The sequence below is a fragment of the Phytohabitans houttuyneae genome (assembly GCF_011764425.1).
GTDB lineage: Bacteria > Actinomycetota > Actinomycetes > Mycobacteriales > Micromonosporaceae > Phytohabitans > Phytohabitans houttuyneae.
Window position 1 is genome coordinate 2487249 of record NZ_BLPF01000001.1, and the last position, 17768, is coordinate 2505016.

Consider the following 17768-nt stretch of genomic DNA (forward strand, 5'->3'; position numbering starts at 1 on the left):
GCGAGGGCGGCCGTGAGCTACGCGAAGGTGCTCTCGCTGGGGCTCGTTGGCGTCACCGGCCACCTGGTCGAGGTGGAGGCGGACCTCTCGCCCGGACTTCCGGCCGTGGTGCTGTCGGGCCTTCCCGACACCGCGCTGAGCGAGGCGCGCGACCGGGTTCGCGCCGCGATCGTCAACTCAGGGCAGCGCTGGCCCAGCCGCCGCATCACGGTCAACCTGCTCCCAGCCGGTATGCGCAAGACCGGCTCGGCATTTGATCTCGCCATCGCGGTGGTGCTGCTCGGCGGGGCGGGTGAGTTGCCGCTGGCCGCGTTCGAGGGGGTGGCCATCTTCGGCGAACTGGGGCTCGACGGCACTGTCCGTCCGGTGCGCGGCGCGCTTCCGATGGTGGCGGCCGCGGCCAAGGCCGGGATCGGTCGGGTGGTCGTGCCGATCGGCAACGCGTCGGAGGCGGCCGTCGTGCCCGGCGTGCAGGTCAAGGCCGTCGACACGTTGCACCGGCTGGTCGCGTTCGTCCGCGACGGCGGGCCGCTGCTCGACCCGCCCGAGGGCGATCCCGACGCGGAGCCGGAGGGGCCCGATCTGGCCGATGTGGCCGGCCAGGCGCTCGGCCGGCGCGCGATCGAGGTGGCCGCCGCCGGCGGGCATCACGTGGCGCTGCTGGGCCCGCCCGGCGCGGGAAAAACCATGCTCGCCGAGCGCCTGCCGTCGATCCTGCCCGAGCTCGACGACGAGGCCGCGCTGGCGGTGACCGCGCTGCACTCGATCGCCGGTGCGCTCCCGCCGGGCGGGCGACTGCGGCGCCGGCCACCGTTTCAGGCACCGCACCACACCGCGACCGTCCAGGCGCTTGTCGGTGGCGGCTCCGGCCTGGCGCGCCCGGGAGCTGTCTCGCTGTCCCACCATGGGGTGCTGTTTCTCGACGAGGCGGCCGAGTTCACCGGGCGCGCCCTCGACGCGCTGAGGCAGCCGCTGGAGACGGGCAGCATCCTGTTGCGCCGGACCGACGGCGCGACTGAATACCCCGCACGCTTTCAGCTTGTGCTCGCGGCCAATCCCTGCCCATGTGCAAAGCCGGCAGGCGACCAGTTCTGCGAGTGCAGCCCGGTGGCGCGCCGCCGCTACATCGGGCGCCTCTCCGGTCCGCTGCTCGACCGGATCGACGTTCAGGTCACGCTTGAGCCGCTCGGTGCCGCCGAGCTGCTCGCGCCCGACTCGCGCAGCGAGCCGTCCGCCGTGGTGGCCGACCGCGTGCTCAAGGCGCGCGCGGCGGCGACCGCCCGTTGGTCCGCGCACGGCTGGCGGACCAACGCCGACGTGCCCGGCACCGCGTTGCGGCGGCCACCGTGGCGCCTGCCGTCCACCGACACCAAGGCGCTGCGCACCCGCCTCGACCACGGTTCGCTGTCCGCCCGCGGCTTCGATCGCATCCTCCGGCTCGCCTGGACGATCGCCGACCTCGACGGTCGCCACCGGCCAGATGGAGATGACGTGCTCGAGGCCACTCAGCTCCGCACCGGCATAGCTCCATGAGGGAGGGACTCGTGAAGGAAGACGTGCGGCTGGCCCGGATCGCGCTGCACTGGCTGATCGAGCCGGGAAACGAGGCCGTGCATCGCATGGTCAACGCCAACGGTCCAGTCCGCGCGCTGGAGCGGCTCGTGGAGGGCGACGTGCCGGACGAGCAGCTGCGGGGTGCGGCAGCCGCCCGGATGGTGGCCGGTGATCCGCGCAAGGTGGCGGAGGCGGCGCTCGACCGGGCCGAGCGGCTCGGCGCCCGCATCGTCATCCCCGAAGACGACGAGTGGCCCCAGCCGGTCCGCGATCTCACTCGCCTGCTGGGCCGCCCGGCCAAGGACCGCATCGACCGCGACGTCGCGCCCCCGCTGTGCCTGTGGGTGCGCGGCGTGCCACGGCTCGACGAGGCGCTCACGCGGTCAGTGGCGGTGGTGGGCGCGCGCGCCTCCACGCACTACGGCGAGCACGTGGCCACGACGCTCGCGTTCGAGCTGGCTGAGCGGGAGTGGACCGTGGTCTCCGGCGGCGCCCATGGGATCGACGCGGCCGCGCACCGGGGCGCGCTCAACGCGGGTGGGCTCACGGTGGCGGTGTTGGCCTGCGGCGTCGACAAGCCGTACCCGTCCGGCAACACCGGCCTCTTCGACCGCATCGCCGACGGAGGCCTGCTGATCAGCGAGTGGCCGCCCGGCACGGTGCCGGTGCGCCACCGCTTCCTGATCCGCAACCGCGTGATCGCGGCGGCCACCCGAGGCACCGTGGTCGTCGAGGCGTCCGCGCGCAGTGGCGCCAGCCAGACCCTCCGCCGCGCGATCGCGCTTGACCGCAGGCCGATGGTCGTGCCCGGTCCGGTGACGTCCGCGATGTCGGTGGGTTGCCACGGCCTGATCCGCGACTACCCGGAGGTGCGGCTGGTCGCCGGCGTCGACCACGTTCTGGAGGAGGTCGGCCGCATCGGAGAGCTGGCACCCCGGCCGCGCGGCCCCGAGCGCCCGCACGACGGCCTCGACATCGAGTCGGCGATGGTGCTGGAGTCGGTGCCCCGGCGCGGCTCCGCAGGCCCCGACGAGCTGGCCGCCAAGGCCGGCCTCGACATCCGCACCGCGATGCGCAAGCTGACGCTCCTCGAGAGCATGGGGTTCGTGGCTCGCCGCGCCGGCGGTTACACGCTCGCGCCCAAGCCCGCGCGCGCCCGGGCGGGCAGCGGCGCCGAGCCGGCTCCCGCGGCGGTCGGCGGCACGCGATCGGGGCCGCCCATGGATCACGAGGCCGGCGCGGCGCCTTGACACGCCCCGGTCCTGGCTTCCACGGTCAGCGGTGTGAAGCGAAAGAGCGTCAGCATCCGGGCGATCCACGAAGGTCTGCCCGAGCCGATGCGCGAGGCGGTCGACCACTTCGCGGACCACCTCGCTCGCGTCGACAACCGGTCGGCGCACACCGTCCGGGCGTACGTGGGCGACGTCGTCTCCCTCCTCGACCACGCCACGCTCATGGGATGCGTCGCACCGGGCGACATCGACATCGCCGTGCTCCGCAGCTGGCTGGCAAAGCTCCGCACGCTGGGCGCCGCACGCACGTCGCTGGCCCGCCGCGCGGCGTCGGCGCGCACGTTCAGCGCGTGGGCGCACCGAGCCGAGCTCATGACCGCCGACGTCGGTGCCCAGCTCGCGAGCCCGAAGGCCCACCGTGACCTGCCGGCTGTGCTCCGCGCCGACCAGGCCGAGGCGCTGGTGCTGGCGCCGGGAGATGAGGCGTCTCCGGTGCTGCTGCGCGACCGTGCGCTGCTGGAGCTGCTGTACGCGACGGGCATCCGCGTCAGCGAGCTGTGCGGCCTCGACGTGGCCGACGTCGACCGCGGCCGACGCGTGGTGCGCGTGCTCGGCAAGGGCGGCAAGGAACGCTCCGTCCCCTATGGACTGCCCGCCGAGGAGGCCGTCGACGACTGGCTCCGCCTGGGCCGCGCCGCCCTGTCCAACAGCTCCAGCGGCAACGCGCTGCTGCTGGGAGCGCGCGGCGGCCGGCTGCAGCCGACGATCGCGCGGCGCATCGTGAGCGGCTACGCCCGCGCTGCCGGCCTCCCGCACACCAGCCCGCACGGCCTGCGCCACTCGGCGGCGACCCACCTGCTGGAGGGCGGCGCCGACCTGCGCGCGGTGCAGGAGCTGCTGGGCCACGCGTCACTTTCCAGCACCCAGATCTACACCCACGTCTCGGTCGAACGACTCCGCGCCGCGTACCGCCAGGCCCATCCCCGCGCATAGGTCCTGCTTCGCGGTCCTGCTGGAGTGCGCGGGCCAGCCTCGCCCCCTTGGTTGGGGTCCCAAGCAACCGCTGACCCCGCCCACGCGTGCTGTGGGTGCAGGTGCTTGTGACAGGGGTGACCGGAGGGGAGCAAGCGACCGATGTGGCCTCAGCTCAACGAGATGTTCGAGCGGCTCAAGGGATCACCACCGCCGAGGCCGTGGCTGGAGGCGTGGCGGATACGGGAGGTCAAGGACCGCTGCCCGTGGGGAGGGTGCATGTGGCCGCCCGAGCGGGACAGGTGACGCGCCACGGTGCCCCAGCGCCGCGTAGGGTTGGCACGTGGGAGGCGCGGTGGTCGAGGGCGTGGACGTCGGCTGGGACCGGATCCGGGAAGGCTTTTCGCTCGATCCCGCCATCGCGTACCTCAACCACGGCGCGCGCGGAGCCGTGCCGGTCGCCGTCCAGCGCGCGCAGCAGCGGGTGCGTGACGAGGGCGAGACCAACCCGATCCGCTACTTCCGTGACCTGCCCGACCGCATCGCGCACACCCGGCGCCACCTCGCCTCCTTTCTCGGCGCCGACCCGGAGGGCGCCGCGCTGGTCGGCAACACCACGATCGGCGCGGCAATCGTGCTGCAGTCGCTGGGGCTGCGCTCCGGCGACGAGGTGCTGCTGACCGACCACCGGTACGGCGCGATCGCCTTCACCGCCGAACGCGAGTGCCGCCGCACCGGCGCCACCGTGCGCACCGTAGGAGTGCCGCTCGATGCCAGCGACGACGAGGTCACGGCGACGGTCACCCAGGCGCTCCGCCCGGGCCGCACCCGCCTGCTCATCGTCGACCAGATCTCCTCGCCGACCGCACGCCTCTTCCCGGTCGACAAGATCGCGGCAGCCGCACGCGAGCGTGAGGTACCCGTGCTCGTCGACGCCGCCCACGTCCCCGGCATGCTGCCCGTGTCGGTCGACGCGATCGGGGCCGACTTCTGGGTGGGCAACCTGCACAAGTGGGCGTACGCCCCGCGCGGCACCGCCCTGCTCAGCGTCGCCCCGCACTGGCGCGACCGCATCGATCCGCTGGCCATCTCGTGGGAGCAGGGCACCGGCTACCCGGCGAGGGTGGAGTGGCAGGGCACGCTCGACTACACGCCGTGGCTGGCCGCACCGACCGGGCTCTTCGTGCTGCGCACCCTCGGCGCGGACCGGGTGCGCGCGCACAACGCCGAGCTGGCGGCGTACGGCCAGCGGGTGGTAGGCGCCGCGCTCGGCCTGACCCCGGAAGAACTCCCCGACCCCGGCTCACCCGAACTCGCCATGCGCATCCTCCCTCTGCCGGCCGGCGTGGCGACGACCTTCGAAGCGGCGGAGCGGCTCCCCGAGCGGATCGAGCGGGAGCTGTCGGCCGTCGTGGGCGTGATGTCCTGGAGCGGCCGAGGGTGGCTGCGGCTGTGCGGGCAGGTCTACAACCGCCGCGAGGAGTACGACCGGCTGGCTGAGCGACTCCCCGCCTTCCTCCGCGGCCTGCGCTGAGCGCGCGTTCTGCCCGGCTCCCGCCTCCTTCGTTGAGCGCACGGATGCGTCCCGGCCCGACCTGACCGGTCACCGGAGTTGGTCGTTGATGCGGCCCAGGCGGGTGGCTTGGCGGGCTTGCATGCCGGCGGCGCGGCGCACGCCCAACGCGCGGCGGTGCTCGGTGCGGGCAGCGCGCTGCCTCACCGTCCGCTCGACGGCTGCGCGCAGGCGAGTGCGCCATTCCGGGTCGCCGGTCTCCGCCCAGCTGGCGAGCCTCTCCAGATCGCCGGTCTCCGCACCGCCGGCGGGCCACTCCGGATCCCCGGTCACGCCACGGCCGGCGGGCCACTCCGGATCGCTGGTCGGCCCCGGCACCGCCCAGGTGGCGCGGCGCCGAAGTTGCTCGGCGGGCTGTTCCGGATCGCTGGGCGGTGCCAGCCCTTGCTGGGCGGTCACCGAGGCGCCCCGGCTGAGACGGTCCCACCCAAGGGCAGCAGGCGCACCCGGCCGAGGCCCAGGAGGGCCAGCGGGTCCAGGTACTCCTCGCCGCGTCTCAAGCCCCAGTGCAGGCAGGCCTGTGCCGCGCAGCCGGCGTGCCCTGCGGCGAGCGTGCCGATCTCGTCGCCGGCGGCCACGGCCTGTCCGGCGGTGACGGTGGGCTCCAGCGGCTCGTAGGTGGTGCGCAGGCCGTTCGGGTGGTTGACGCTCACGACGCCTCGACCGGCCACGCGGCCGGCGAAATGGACGGTGCCGGCGCCGGCGGCTCGCACTGTCACACCCGGGACGGCGGCGAGGTCGACGCCACGGTGGCCGGCTAGCCAGGGGCTGGGCGGTGGGTCGAAGCGCCGGACGACGTGCGGTGGCCCGTCCAGCGGCCACCGGAAGGAGGCAGCCGGGACCGGAGCCCAGGCGCGGACCCGAGCGGGTCCCAGGCCCGCCCGGGACCCGAGGCCTGGCCAGGCCACCAAGCCTGATCAGGACCCGAGGCCTGGCCAGGCCACCAAGCCTGATCAGGACCCCAAGCCTGGGCAGGTCCCCAAGACCGATCGGGACCCCAAGAACGAGCAGGCCCGGGCACCCCAGCGAACACCGAGGCCCGCACAACCACCGAACCCGAAAACTCCCGGGACTCGGAAAGCTCAGGGCGCCCGCCGGGCGGAGCACCCACCACAGTAAGCAAGATCGCGAACAGCCAGGCCGACACATGCATGGAGAGCAGCGTCGGCGCGTGCCAGGAGGAAGCCAAACGGGCCGCGGCCAACCTGTGGATGACCGGGCCCGCTGTGGACAACGCCCGAAAAGCTTGTTGATCTGTTAACGGCGCGTGCGAGGAGACGCGCAAGCCGCCAAAGCGACGCTAGCCGCCGAAGCCGTTTTCCGTCGGGAGGGAGATGTCGGGCTTTTCCAGCTCCTCGACATTGACGTCTTTGAAGGTCATGACGCGGACATTCTTCACGAAGCGGGCGGGACGGTACATGTCCCACACCCAGGCGTCGTGCATCTCGACCTCGAAGTAGACCTCGCCGTCCGAATTACGAACGTGCAGGTCGACCTGGTTGGCGAGGTAGAAGCGGCGCTCGGTCTCGACCACGTAGGAGAACTGGCGGACGATGTCGCGGTACTCCCGGTAGAGCTGCAGCTCCATCTCGGTCTCGTACTTTTCGAGATCTTCCGCGCTCATCGCACTCCGCCTTCCATGGCCACATCTTCCCCACCGACACCGGCAGCCGCGCCCCCTCGGCCAACGCCACGCCGACCGTACCCCCTGCGGGGACGCCTTGCCCCATCGGCTCGAGCACACCCACCGCGGCGGGACGGCGGGAGCGGGGCGGGCGCGAGTCGCGGCCGGAGACGGTGGCCACGTTGACGTACGAGAAGCGATGCTCCGCACACGGGCCGTGACTGGCCAGCGCGGCGTTGTGCTCGGGGGTGACGTAGCCCTTGTGCTCGTCGAAGCCGTACTGCGGGAAGCGCTCGTGCAGGCCCACCATGATCCGGTCCCGGGTGACCTTGGCGAGCACGCTGGCCGCTGCCACGCAGGCGGCCACCTGGTCGCCTTTCCACACGGCGAGGCCCGGCACGCCCAGCCCATCGACGCCGAAGCCGTCGGTCAGCACGTACTCCGGGCGAGTGGTGAGCGCGGCGAGCGCGCGGCGCATGGCGGCGAGGTTGCACACGTGCAGGCCGCGGGCGTCGACCTCGTCGGCCGGGATGATCACGACGGCGTAGGCGAGGGCGCGCTTGACGACTTCGGCGTAGACCCGTTCGCGGGCGGCGGCGGTCAGCAGCTTGGAGTCGGCCAGCTCGTCGATCTCGCCGCGTTTGCCTTCGGGCAGCACCGCCGCCGCGGCCACCAGCGGGCCCGCACAGGCCCCACGTCCGGCCTCGTCGGCCCCCGCCACGATCCGGAAGCCGCGGCGCTGCAGCGCCCGCTCAAGGGCGTAAATACCACCCTCCCGGCGCACCACCGTCCGCGGCGGCGTCAACACGACAAACCCCCAGCCACACAGTCAGGGCCCACTTCGAAACGGACCACCGCCCAAGCCGCACGCTCAAGGCGCACACCCGCCCGCGGCCGGGTCAGCATGACGAGCCCGCGCCGTCGGTAAGCAGACGTCGCAGCAAGGGAGCGAGATCCACCGGGTACACCCGCTCCTCGGTCGCCTCCAGCTCCGCCACCTCCCACCACCGGTGATCGTCGATCGAGTCGCGCTCCACCTGGTCGAAGCCGCGCGTGTCGACCTCCCAGCTTGGCACGCGCACGAGGAAGAACTCCTGCCGCTGCCGGTACCACAGGCCGTCGAACGGGTACTCCGTCACCTCGTCCCAGACCGGCTCGCCCAGCTGCTCAGGCATCAAGCGCAGGCCGGTCTCCTCGGCGAGCTCGCGCGCGGCGCCGGCCGCGTACGGCTCGTCGGGGTCGAGACCACCACCTGGTGTGAACCAGAACCGATGGTGCGGCCGGGCCGGGTCGAAGCCGCGAAACAGCAGCACGCGGTCGTCACCGTCGACGAGCAGCACCCGTGCCGCCCGGCGAGGTATACCGTCCACCAGCCCACCCTATTGCGTTGCCGCGGTGGGCCGAGAATCAGGCGTCGGGCACCTTGTCGAAGGGCTTGGGCACGGACAGCCACTTGGCCCGCCCGACCGGCCAGAACACGACAAACGCCCGCCCGATCACCGCGTCTTCGGAGATCGTGGAGGAGTTGAGATCGCGGGTGCGCTCCCAGTGCTCGAGCGAGTCACCGGAGGCCGAGCGGTGGTCGCCCATCATCCACAGCCGCCCCTTGGGCACGGTGATGTCGAACGACTCGTCGGCGGCCAGGTCGGTGGTGCCGCCCTCGGAGAACAGGTACGGCTCGTCGAGCGACTGCCCGTTGATGATCAGGCGCTGGTCGGGGTCGCAGCAGACGATGTGGTCGCCGCCCACGCCGATAACCCGCTTGATGAAGTCTTCGCCGTCCGGGTTGCTGCGCCAGTCGGCGGGCGCCTCGAACACCACGACCTCGCCGCGGTGCGGGGAGCGGAAGTCGTAGACGAGCTTGTTGACGAGCACCCGGTCGTAGATGTCGAGTGTGTGCTCCATCGACGGCGACGGAATGTAGAACGTCTGCAGCACGAAGGCGCGCACGAGCACCGCAACCAGGATCGCTACGCCCAACAGGATGGGAAGCTCGCGCCAGAACGAACTGCGGCGCTTGTCGGTCTGCTCGTCAATCACGGACGGAGCCTACGACGGCGACCTGAGTAAGGGCGTCGAGAACGCGCGGAGAAGGCCAAAGACCCCCGGTTGAACAGCGCGAGCGGCAGCAGCAGCGGTAGGACGACAGCGAAACCTCCCTGGTCAGGCAGGCGAGCCGGAGACTCCGCCGGCGGTCCGAGCGCCGCGGCCCGCGGCACGTCGTCAAAGTTGGACGGCACGCCGAGCCCGGCCCACCTGTCGTACGGCCAGACGATGACGAAGGCGCGCCCGATCACGTTGTCGATCGGCACCTGACCCTGGCAGCGCGAATCCTGGGAGACAAGGCGGTGGTCGCCCATCACGAACAGGTTGCCCGGGGCGACGGTGATCTCGTCGAACTGGCGGGAGCGGCACTCGCGCGGGTTGGGTGGCAGGTCGGGATCGGAGTTTTCCAGCACATACGGCTCGTCCATCGACTTGCCGTTGACCTGCACGCGGCCCTGCTCGTCGCAGCACTTGACCTTGTCGCCGGGCACGCCGATGACCCGCTTGATGAAGTCCTTTTCGCCGGGGCGGCTCACGCCGACCAGGTCGCCGACCGTGCGGCCGAGCTTGGCCATGAAGCCGACCTGCGGCTCGTCCTGGAACTCGGGTGTCCAGTTTGGTGGGCCGCGGAAGACGACGACCTCACCGCGCTCCGGGTCGCGGACGTCGTACACGATCTTGTTGACCAGCACGCGGTCGCCGACCAGCAGCGTGTCCTCCATCGACCCCGAGGGGATGAAGAACGCCTGCAGCAGGAAGGTGCGGATCAACACGGCCAGGCAGAACGCGACGATCAGCAGCAGCGGAAGCTCTTGCCACAGCGGCATCTGCCGCCGCCGCCCGCTGGCGCGTCGGGGCATCCGCCATGGATCGACGTCCTCTTCCCGCTGCACGTCGCGCGCCCCCCGAGTCCGAGATACAGCACTACCGCCCGCGGGGCCCCCTCCTCGGAGGCTTGGCGAGCGGTAGTGCGGGGGTGTCGCGCCGCCCTGGCGTTGACCGCGGACGAAGCGTTCGTCGTACGTCACCGCGCACAGCGTATCCGGCCGGCACCCGAAGCGGCTAATGCCAAGAACACAAACCCGGAGCGGCCACTGTGGGCACCCGGATCGATGTCAGGAGGGGCGAGCCTCAGCTCGCCTGCTTCTCCCGCTTTTCCTTGATCTTGGCGGCCTTACCGCGCAGCTCGCGCAGGTAGTAGAGCTTGGCCCGGCGGACCGCGCCACGGGTCACGACCTCGATGCGGTCGATCGCCGGGCTGTTGAGCGGGTAGGTGCGCTCCACGCCGACGCCGAAGCTGACCTTGCGGACCGTGAAGGTCTCGCGCAGGCCGCCGCCCTGGCGCCGGATGACCACGCCCTGGAAGACCTGGACCCGGGAACGGTTGCCCTCGACCACCCGCGCGTGCACCTTGACGGTGTCACCGGCGCGGAAGGCGGGGAGGTCGGTCCGCTGCGACTGGGCGTCCAGTGTGTCGAGCGTGTTCATCGCTTGGCTTCCTCATGGCTCGTTGGGGCGATCACCACCCGGCGGCGGCCGGGGATGAGGACGCGGGCACACCGGAGGGCGGTGAGCTGGTCGCGGCAACCTCACTACTTTGCCATATGGGCACCCCGGACCTGAAATCCGGCCCCGTCGAGGAGGGCGAGGTCGCGCTTGTCCAGGGTACCGGGGTCAAGCGCGGCAAGCAGATCCGGGCGGCGCTGTGCCGTGCGTAACAGCGCCTGATCGCGGCGCCACCGCGCGATCCGGCCATGATCACCAGAGCGGAGGATGTCGGGTACGCCGCGGCCGCGCCACTCCGGCGGCTTGGTGTATACCGGCGCCTCCAGCACACCGTGCGCGTGCGACTCGTCGGCCAGCGAGTCGGCATTGCCCAGCACGCCGGGCAGCAGCCGCACGATCGCCTCGCAGATGACCAGCACCGCCACCTCCCCGCCGAAGAGCACGTAGTCGCCGAGCGAGACCTCGGTGACCGGCATGCGGGTGGCGGCGTGGTCGAGTACCCGCTGGTCGATGCCCTCGTATCGGCCACACGCGAAGATCAGGTGCGGCTCGGCCGCCAGCTCGTGCGCCAGTGCCTGGCTGAACACCTGGCCCGCCGGCGTCGGCACCACGAGCCGCGCCCCGCCGTCAGAAGCCAGCGCGTCCAGCGCCTCGCCCCACGGCTCGGGGCGCATGACCATGCCCGGCCCCCCGCCGTACGGGCTGTCGTCGACCGTCCGGTGCACGTCGTGGGTCCACGTCCGCAGGTCGTGTACGCCCACGTCGAGCAGCCCGCTGGCCCGCGCCTTGCCGATCAAGGACAGGTCGAGTGGGCCAAGGTACTCCGGGAAGATCGTGACAACGTCGATCCGCATCCCTATTTCGACCTCCGCATGGTGGCGGATGTATCCGCACGCGCTCTGGCCGAGTCTTTAACCCATGTACGGATCATCCGAGCAGGCACTCTACGTGCTGGACCAGGCAGCGGAGGTTCGCGCCCGGGCCGACGTCACCTGGCGCTCGGCGATCAGGCAAGCCCTCGCCAGCGAGGCGTCGATCGACCAGATCGCCGACCGGGCCAACACGACCGTCGAGCAGATTCTCGCGATCGTCGCCACCCCCATCCCCACCCCCACATCCGAGTCTCCGCGTAGTGGCGGATGTTTGCCCCGCAACACCGGGCGATGGTGATAACCATGCCCCGGCTGGACATCACCACAACGCGGTGTGAAGCGCTGTTCGTGTCCGATCTGCAGCACTCGCAGCGCCCCAGCGCGGAGCAGGTACGTGCCGCGGTCGTCCGGACCGTTCGCGCGTACGGCGCGAAGAACTGCGTGGCCATGGTCGCGCAGGAGTTCGGCGACCACCCCGACATCGCCGTCGCCCGCATGCGCTGGGCTCGGGCGGCGGTCGCGGCGGCGTACACGTTTCGCGTAACCGGATGGTCGACCCGAACGACCATCTGCCATCTGGCCGCTCCTGCCCTGCCTCCGGCCAAGGCGGCCTGAAACAGCCGGTCATCCCCCCGACCGGTGACAGCCCCCGGGTGGCGGACGTACCACGCCTCCCCGCCACCCGGGGGTTCTAAAACGGGGAACCCACGCCTCCGGGTTCCCCGACGGAAACCCAATGCCTCCGGGTTTCTGACGAAGAATGACCCCGACCCCGTGGCCAGGGAACTGGGCCCTGGCCACGGAAGGAGGGTCTCCATCCGCGGTCACGGCCAAACCCGTCAGAGGTCGAAGAGGCCTTCCGGAGGATCGACGATCACGCGGCCACCGGCCAGGTCGACCTCGGGCACGATCGCCTTCACAAACGGCACCAGCGCCGTGTGCCCCTCGGGCCGGCGCAGCACCAGCAGGTCGGAAGCGGGCGCGTGGTCGATGCGGGCCACCTCGCCGAGGGTCTCCCCCGACGGCGTCACCGCTGTCAAACCCACCAGCTGGTGGTCGTGGAACTCATCCGGATCCGCCAGCGGGCCCACGTCGGCGCTGTCGACGCAGAGCAGCACCCCGCGGAGCGCCTCGGCGACGTTGCGGTCGTAGATGCCGTCGAACCCGATGATCAGGCGCCCGTGGTGGGACCGGACCTCTTCGATCGTGAGCCGCTCCGGCACCTGGAAGGCGGCCGGGTCGGTGTCTTTGGACGGCATCGCCCCCGGATCGGTCACCAGGACCTTTCCGGGGGCGAAACGCTCATCCGGGTCGTCCGTCCGCAGGTCCACGATGACCTCACCGCGGATCCCGTGCGGCCGGGCGATGCGCCCGACGTAAAGCAGCATCTATCAGTACGAATCGACGATGTCGACCCGCACGCCGCGGCCGCCGATCGACCCGATGACCTGCCGCAGGGCCTTGGCGGTGCGCCCGCCGCGGCCGATCACGGTGCCCAGGTCCTCGGGGTGCACGCGCACCTCCAGCCGCTTGCCGCGGCGTGAGTCGATCATGCGGACCCGAACGTCGTCCGGGTGGTCGACGATGCCCTTGACGAGGTGCTCCAGCGCGGGCCGGAGTGCCACCTCAGACCTGCTCGCCGGAGTCCGCACCGGCCTGCTCCTCGGTCTTCTCGGCGGATGCCTCGGCAGCCGCCTTCTTGGTCGCCTTCTTCGCGGGCTTGGCCGGGGCCGCCTCCGCGACGCCGGCGGCCGCCTTGGCCTCCGCCTCGTACGCCGCCTTGCGGTCGGCGCGCTCGGCGGCCACAAGCAGCGGCGGCGGCGCGGGCTGGCCCTTGAACTTCTGCCAGTCGCCGGTCTTCTCCAGCAGGCGCTGGACAGCCTCGCTGGGCTGGGCGCCGACGGAGAGCCAGTACTGCACCCGGTCCGACTTGACTTCGATGATCGAAGGGTCTTCCTTCGGCTGGTAAATGCCGACGTACTCAATCGCGCGACCATCACGCTTGGTGCGGGAGTCGGCGACGACGATGCGGTACTGCGGGTTGCGGATCTTACCCATCCGCAGGAGCCGGATCTTTACGGCCACGTTTGTTTTCGCTCCTGTGCGATACGGGTGAGCTGACCGGATCGCCACGTGGGGTTGTGACGGCGGAGCTCGGGTGGACTGGCCCGCACGCCCGGGTTAGAGGGCGCGGACGTGGAGCCGGATACCAGCAAGCTATTGTGCCAGACCCGCCACGAAAGGTCCGACCGGGGGTTGGCAAACGAGCGAAGCGAGCGTGGAAAACAGCCCGGGGGTGAAAGATCAGGAAACCGCGGGTGGGCGGTCCCATCCGCGCGGCAGTGCCAGCGGAGGAGTCCAGGCCGGATCCGGCGTGAAGTCGACCCACGTGCCGTCGAACGGAAACTCGCCCGCCTCGACCTGCTTGAGCACCCGCCGGCCCTCGGCCCACACCGCTGCCTCGTCGCGCACCCAGTAGTGATCCGGGTAACCCAGCCGCTCGGTGAACTCGCCCTCGTCCTTCCACTCCCACGAGCGGTCGGGCAGCACCACGATGTCGAGGTCCTGGTCGACGATGTCGACGCCGGCCAGCTCGCCGTCGTCCCAGCGCACGCCGGGCTCTTCGAGGTTGACGTACCAGCCGCGGAACTCACCCGCCTCGTCCCGGAACCACCACACCGAGTGCCGCGCGCCGACCGGCAGAAACTTGAGCACCGGCGGGCCGGCCCAGGTCCCCTCCGCCAGCCGGTACGGCCCCTGCTCGATCCATTCCGCGAACGGCATCGACCGCAGTCCCCGCCCGTCGGCCGCGACCTCACCGGCCACCGGGGTGCCGCGGGCGACCCACACCAGCAGGCCGCGCTCGTCGTCGGCGACCACCCGCGCGGGGCGGACCCAGGCGATCCGGCCCCGGTGGACGTTGCGGTGGATGATCAGCTGCCCCGGTGCGAAGCCCATCAGTAGGCGCGCGCCAGGATCGCCTGCAGCTCGGGCTCGTCTTCTGAGTCGGGCACCGACCCGTCCGCGCGGATCAGGCACCGCACGGTCACGCCCTGCCCGTTGGCTTCCTTTTCACCGGCCGTGCCGACCTCGGACCACGGCACCCGCGCCCAGCCCGTGGTGCTGGCCTCGATCGCCTCGGCGAGCGTCGCCACCGTCACGGTGCGGTCGAGGCGCATCTTCAGCGCCTCGTCGTACAGCGCCTGCTGGTCGGTCTCCAGCGCGGCCAGCACCGACGTGACCACGTCGGGCACCGCCACCGGCGTCTTCGAGCCGTCGGTGCGGCGCACCAGCACCGCGTTGCCAGCGGCGAGGTCGCGCGGGCCCACCTCCACCCGTACCGGATAGCCCTTGAGCTCGGCGTCGACGGCCCGGCGGCCGAAGGGGGTGTCCACCCGGTCGTCGAAACCGACCCGGACCCCGGCGTCGCGCAGGGCGTCGCGGAGCTTGGCCGCGGCCTCCCGCACGCCGTCGCCGTCCTTGACGATCATCACGTAGGCCTGGACGGGCGCCAGCCGCGGCGGCACCCGCAGCCCGTTGTCGTCGCCGTGGCACATGATCAGGCCGCCCAGCATCCGGGTCGAGGTGCCCCAGCTGGTGGTCCACACGTGCTCCACGCCGCCGGTGGCCGACGAGTACGTGATGTCGAACGCGCGCGCGAAGTTTTGCCCCAGCTCGTGCGAGGTGCCCAGCTGCAGCGCCTTGCCGTCGCCCATCATGCCCTCGAGCGTGTACGTGTTGGTGGCGCCGGCGAAGCGCTCACCGGCCGTCTTGCGCCCCACCAGCACCGGGATGCCGAGGACGCTGACCATGAAGTCCTCGTACACCTCATGAAGGATCTTGCGGGCGTAAGCCCGCGCGTCGGCCTCGGTGGCATGCGCGGTGTGCCCCTCCTGCCACAGGAACTCGCTGGTGCGCAGGAAGACCCGCGGCCGCAGCTCCCACCGCACGACGTTTGCCCACTGGTTGAGCAGCAGCGGCAGGTCACGGTACGAGTCGACCCACTTGGCCATGAACTCGCCGATCACCGTCTCGCTGGTCGGCCGCACGACCACCGGCTCCGCGAGCTGCTTGCCGCCACCGTGGGTGACGACCGCCAGCTCCGGCGAGAAGCCCTCGACGTGCTCGGCCTCGCGGCGCAGATAGCTTTCCGGGATGAAGAGCGGGAAGTACGCGTTTTCCGCGCCGGCCGCCTTGATCCGGTTGTCCATCTCGGCCTGCATGCGCTCCCAGATGGCATACCCCGTTGGCCGGATCACCATCGTGCCGCGCACCGGCCCGTTGTCGGCGAGCTGCGCCTTTGCGATGACGTCCTGGTACCAGCGGGGGAAATCCTCCGCACGGGGAGTGAGCACGCGTGCCATGAGCCGACATCCTAGTCGCGCCGCCCACGCAACCCGAATCGGCGCCTCCCCGTGTTCCTTCACGTGAGGATGTCGGAGGCCGAGCGGTTCGACGCGTTCTACCGGGACACGTCGAGACGCCTCGCGCGGTACGCGTACGGCCTGGCCGGCGACGTGACCGAGGCGCAGGACCTGGTGCAGGAGGCGTACGCGCGGGCCTGGCAGCGGTGGCGGCGGGTGAGTGGGTACGACAGTCCCGAGGCGTGGTTGCGGCTGGTGGTCACCCGCCTGGCCGCGGACCGCTGGCGCCATCTTCGGGTACGGCGGACGCGCGACGCGGCCTCCGGACCGCCACCCGCGGTCCCACCGCCGTCGGAGGACACGGTGCTGCTGGTCACCGCCATGCGCACGCTCACACCGGTGCACCGGCGCGCGCTCGTCCTGCACTACCTGCTGGACCGCTCGGTCGCGGACATCGCCGTGGAGACCGGTGCCGCGCAGGGGACGGTCAAGTCGTGGCTGTCCCGGGGCCGCACGGAGCTGGCCGCCGTGCTCGGACAGCAGGTGGCCCAGAGCGCCCGAGGGGGTGTGGCAGATGTCGACTGAACTGGAGCGGATGTTCACCGCACTGCGCGACGACGCCGACGCCATCCCACTCGGCGAGGCGGGCGGGGCGCGGCGGCGGGGCGAGCGGCGGCGCCGTACCCAACTCGTGGCGGTCGCCGCGGCGGTGGCCTGCGTCGTGGCCGCGGGCGTCGCCGGCGGCTCGTGGCTGACCCGAGATCTCGCCGGGCCCGAGCCCGAGCCGATCGCGCCGCCGGACCGGATCGTCCAGCTCGGCCCGCCCCGCCCGCTGGGCGAGGAGATCTCCTTCGGCGCACGGCCGGCCTTCTCGCTGACCTCGGTCGCGGGCGAACGGGCGTACGCGAGCTGGTTCGCCGGCGACCAGCTCATGGTGGCCGCCGCCGACCTGCGGACCGGTGAGCGGGCGTGGCCGGCGAAGGCGCTGGGCGAGTTCGACGATTCCAACGGGATCGTGGCACTGCCTCACGCGCTGCTGGCGATCGGCGAGCACAACGACGGCACGATCCCCGACCAGCTGCTCTTCGTCGTCGACCCGGACAGCGGCGTGGTGCGGTGGAAGCTTCCGTTCAGCATCAACGACGACGACCTGCTGTTCTTCGAGGCGGCTGTGGTGCTCGTGACCGCGGACGGCACCTCCCGCGGGTACGACTGGACCACCGGGCGGGTGCTGTGGGAGCAGCCGGCGACCGCGGACCGTCCCGTGATGAGCATCGGCATGACCCATCCGGACAGCGGCCTGCCCAACGACGTCCTCCTCGCCCAACACCTGCCGCTGCTGCGCGACCCGCGGCTGCTGCAGGTCACGGCCGGCGGCAACCTCCTGGTCCGCGACGCGGCGACCGGCACGCTGACCGCGACGAGGGCCGGGGTGGCGCCGAGCGGGCACGCCAACTACATCGCCACTGGCGGGCGGCTCTACGGGTACAGCCTGATGGAGCGCACGTACCGCCTGCGGGTGACCGACGTGGACGGCACCGGCGCCTCCCGGGACATCCTCACCGGCGCGCCCGAGCACAACCTGACCACCCTGGTGGCCTGCGGGACGGGCCGGGTGTGCGTGCTGGACTCCTACATGGACACGTCACAGGTGATCGCGCTCGACGTCACCCAGGGACGCGAGCTGTGGCGGGTGACCGCCCCGAGCGACCTGGACCAGCTGACCGCCGCCGGCACGCGGGTGCTGCTCACCGGGCGAAGGTCTGAGCCGCCGCAGGTGGCGAGCATCCTCATCGACAAGGACGGCCGCGAGGTGATACGCAGCGAGGCACAGCTCGTCTGGATCTCCACCGGCACCCTGCTCTCGCTCGGCACCACCGAGGTGGCAAGCGTCGACGCGGCCGACGGCGAGGTGCGGGCGCTGGGCGAGCTGCCGGCGCACCTGCGCTGGTGCTCGTGGACCGAGACCCGGCTGGCCTGCCCCACCCCGACAGGCTTCCAGGTCTGGGCGATCAACCGGTGACG

At 71.7% G+C, this 17768-nt stretch carries 22 protein-coding genes and 1 pseudogene; 9 read left to right on the forward strand and 14 right to left on the reverse strand.

Going from position 1 to position 17768, the window contains the following annotated elements:
• Positions 1-12: 12 nt before the first annotated feature.
• From Phou_RS10900 to Phou_RS10920, 5 genes are all read left to right on the forward strand, one after another.
• Positions 13-1533, forward strand: a complete 1521-nt coding sequence (locus Phou_RS10900) for a YifB family Mg chelatase-like AAA ATPase (RefSeq protein ID WP_173055893.1) — start codon at positions 13-15, stop codon at positions 1531-1533.
• Positions 1530-2804 (forward strand): DNA-processing protein DprA, encoded by a 1275-nt coding sequence (dprA, locus tag Phou_RS10905; RefSeq protein WP_173055902.1) that lies wholly within the window; start codon positions 1530-1532, stop codon positions 2802-2804. Before Phou_RS10900 ends, dprA begins: the two co-directional genes overlap by 4 nt.
• Before the next feature lie 87 nt (positions 2805-2891).
• Entirely contained in the window at positions 2892-3779 is an 888-nt protein-coding gene (locus Phou_RS10910) for a tyrosine recombinase XerC (protein WP_173058246.1), read from the forward strand.
• Between the two features lie 141 nt (positions 3780-3920).
• Positions 3921-4064, forward strand: coding sequence for a hypothetical protein (locus tag Phou_RS10915; protein ID WP_173055904.1), 144 nt, complete (start codon positions 3921-3923; stop codon positions 4062-4064).
• Positions 4065-4101: 37 nt separating this feature from the next.
• Complete coding sequence (locus Phou_RS10920; RefSeq protein ID WP_246273483.1) at positions 4102-5292, forward strand: aminotransferase class V-fold PLP-dependent enzyme; 1191 nt, start codon at positions 4102-4104, stop codon at positions 5290-5292.
• A gap of 69 nt (positions 5293-5361) precedes the next feature.
• Here Phou_RS10920 and Phou_RS10925 read toward each other — a convergent pair whose 3' ends face one another.
• The 9 genes and pseudogenes from Phou_RS10925 to trmD all read right to left on the reverse strand — a co-directional run bounded on the left by Phou_RS10925 (position 5362) and on the right by trmD (position 11361).
• On the reverse strand, positions 5362-5730 hold the full coding sequence (locus Phou_RS10925; RefSeq protein ID WP_173055906.1) for a hypothetical protein: 369 nt from the start codon (positions 5728-5730) through the stop codon (positions 5362-5364).
• Complete coding sequence (locus Phou_RS10930) at positions 5727-6239, reverse strand: M23 family metallopeptidase (RefSeq protein WP_371872102.1); 513 nt, start codon at positions 6237-6239, stop codon at positions 5727-5729. Before Phou_RS10930 ends, Phou_RS10925 begins: the two co-directional genes overlap by 4 nt.
• Before the next feature lie 392 nt (positions 6240-6631).
• A complete protein-coding gene (locus Phou_RS10935) occupies positions 6632-6955 on the reverse strand; it encodes a DUF2469 domain-containing protein (protein WP_173055909.1) in 324 nt (107 codons plus the stop codon).
• Positions 6952-7763: pseudogene (locus Phou_RS10940) on the reverse strand (ribonuclease HII). Before Phou_RS10940 ends, Phou_RS10935 begins: the two are co-directional and overlap by 4 nt.
• 91 nt (positions 7764-7854) lie before the next feature.
• Complete coding sequence (locus Phou_RS10945; RefSeq protein ID WP_173055911.1) at positions 7855-8325, reverse strand: NUDIX hydrolase; 471 nt, start codon at positions 8323-8325, stop codon at positions 7855-7857.
• A gap of 37 nt (positions 8326-8362) precedes the next feature.
• Positions 8363-8995, reverse strand: a complete 633-nt coding sequence (gene lepB / locus Phou_RS10950) for a signal peptidase I (protein ID WP_173055913.1) — start codon at positions 8993-8995, stop codon at positions 8363-8365.
• The gene (gene lepB, locus Phou_RS10955; protein ID WP_173058248.1) at positions 8992-9861 is read right to left on the reverse strand and encodes a signal peptidase I; all 870 of its coding nucleotides are present in this window, start codon (positions 9859-9861) and stop codon (positions 8992-8994) included. Before lepB (Phou_RS10955) ends, lepB (Phou_RS10950) begins: the two co-directional genes overlap by 4 nt.
• 271 nt (positions 9862-10132) lie before the next feature.
• A complete protein-coding gene (rplS, locus tag Phou_RS10960) occupies positions 10133-10489 on the reverse strand; it encodes a 50S ribosomal protein L19 (RefSeq protein ID WP_173055915.1) in 357 nt (118 codons plus the stop codon).
• 104 nt (positions 10490-10593) lie between these two features.
• Entirely contained in the window at positions 10594-11361 is a 768-nt protein-coding gene (trmD, locus tag Phou_RS10965) for a tRNA (guanosine(37)-N1)-methyltransferase TrmD (RefSeq protein ID WP_173055917.1), read from the reverse strand.
• 64 nt (positions 11362-11425) lie between these two features.
• On the opposite strand from trmD, the gene Phou_RS10970 reads away from it, so the two are divergent.
• Entirely contained in the window at positions 11426-11677 is a 252-nt protein-coding gene (locus Phou_RS10970) for a hypothetical protein (protein ID WP_173055919.1), read from the forward strand.
• 5 nt (positions 11678-11682) lie between these two features.
• On the forward strand, positions 11683-11994 hold the full coding sequence (locus Phou_RS10975) for a hypothetical protein (protein ID WP_246273484.1): 312 nt from the start codon (positions 11683-11685) through the stop codon (positions 11992-11994).
• A 224-nt stretch (positions 11995-12218) separates the two neighbouring features.
• Here Phou_RS10975 and rimM read toward each other — a convergent pair whose 3' ends face one another.
• The 5 genes from rimM to proS all read right to left on the reverse strand — a co-directional run bounded on the left by rimM (position 12219) and on the right by proS (position 15743).
• Complete coding sequence (rimM, locus tag Phou_RS10980; RefSeq protein WP_173058249.1) at positions 12219-12764, reverse strand: ribosome maturation factor RimM; 546 nt, start codon at positions 12762-12764, stop codon at positions 12219-12221.
• Positions 12765-12770: 6 nt separating this feature from the next.
• A complete protein-coding gene (locus Phou_RS10985) occupies positions 12771-13031 on the reverse strand; it encodes an RNA-binding protein (protein WP_173041827.1) in 261 nt (86 codons plus the stop codon).
• Entirely contained in the window at positions 13006-13464 is a 459-nt protein-coding gene (gene rpsP, locus Phou_RS10990) for a 30S ribosomal protein S16 (protein ID WP_173055921.1), read from the reverse strand. Before rpsP ends, Phou_RS10985 begins: the two co-directional genes overlap by 26 nt.
• A 219-nt stretch (positions 13465-13683) precedes the next feature.
• Positions 13684-14337, reverse strand: coding sequence for a ribonuclease FAU-1 family protein (locus Phou_RS10995; protein ID WP_173055923.1), 654 nt, complete (start codon positions 14335-14337; stop codon positions 13684-13686).
• Positions 14337-15743: a proline--tRNA ligase gene (proS, locus tag Phou_RS11000; protein WP_173055925.1), complete on the reverse strand. Its 1407-nt coding sequence runs from the start codon at positions 15741-15743 to the stop codon at positions 14337-14339. The genes Phou_RS10995 and proS overlap by 1 nt, the downstream gene beginning before the upstream one ends.
• A 69-nt stretch (positions 15744-15812) precedes the next feature.
• Between proS and Phou_RS11005 the strand changes: the two genes are divergently transcribed.
• Together Phou_RS11005 and Phou_RS11010 are read left to right on the forward strand one after the other, a co-directional pair.
• Positions 15813-16328, forward strand: coding sequence for a SigE family RNA polymerase sigma factor (locus tag Phou_RS11005; protein WP_173058250.1), 516 nt, complete (start codon positions 15813-15815; stop codon positions 16326-16328).
• A complete protein-coding gene (locus Phou_RS11010; RefSeq protein WP_173055927.1) occupies positions 16318-17766 on the forward strand; it encodes an outer membrane protein assembly factor BamB family protein in 1449 nt (482 codons plus the stop codon). Before Phou_RS11005 ends, Phou_RS11010 begins: the two co-directional genes overlap by 11 nt.
• The last annotated feature ends 2 nt before the right edge of the window (positions 17767-17768 follow it).

Bases quoted from the DNA above. Each gene is read 5' to 3' on its own strand.
- dprA (WP_173055902.1), top strand. From the start codon at position 1,530: ATGAGGGAGGGACTCGTGAAGGAAGACGTGCGGCTGGCCCGGATCGCG.
- Phou_RS10910 (WP_173058246.1), top strand. From the start codon at position 2,892: ATGCGCGAGGCGGTCGACCACTTCGCGGACCACCTCGCTCGCGTCGAC.
- Phou_RS10915 (WP_173055904.1), top strand. From the start codon at position 3,921: ATGTGGCCTCAGCTCAACGAGATGTTCGAGCGGCTCAAGGGATCACCA.
- Phou_RS10935 (WP_173055909.1), bottom strand. From the start codon at position 6,955: ATGAGCGCGGAAGATCTCGAAAAGTACGAGACCGAGATGGAGCTGCAG.
- lepB (WP_173058248.1), bottom strand. From the start codon at position 9,861: ATGCCCCGACGCGCCAGCGGGCGGCGGCGGCAGATGCCGCTGTGGCAA.
- rplS (WP_173055915.1), bottom strand. From the start codon at position 10,489: ATGAACACGCTCGACACACTGGACGCCCAGTCGCAGCGGACCGACCTC.
- trmD (WP_173055917.1), bottom strand. From the start codon at position 11,361: ATGCGGATCGACGTTGTCACGATCTTCCCGGAGTACCTTGGCCCACTC.
- Phou_RS10970 (WP_173055919.1), top strand. From the start codon at position 11,426: ATGTACGGATCATCCGAGCAGGCACTCTACGTGCTGGACCAGGCAGCG.
- Phou_RS10975 (WP_246273484.1), top strand. From the start codon at position 11,683: ATGCCCCGGCTGGACATCACCACAACGCGGTGTGAAGCGCTGTTCGTG.
- Phou_RS10995 (WP_173055923.1), bottom strand. From the start codon at position 14,337: ATGGGCTTCGCACCGGGGCAGCTGATCATCCACCGCAACGTCCACCGG.
- proS (WP_173055925.1), bottom strand. From the start codon at position 15,743: ATGGCACGCGTGCTCACTCCCCGTGCGGAGGATTTCCCCCGCTGGTAC.
- Phou_RS11005 (WP_173058250.1), top strand. From the start codon at position 15,813: ATGTCGGAGGCCGAGCGGTTCGACGCGTTCTACCGGGACACGTCGAGA.
- Phou_RS11010 (WP_173055927.1), top strand. From the start codon at position 16,318: ATGTCGACTGAACTGGAGCGGATGTTCACCGCACTGCGCGACGACGCC.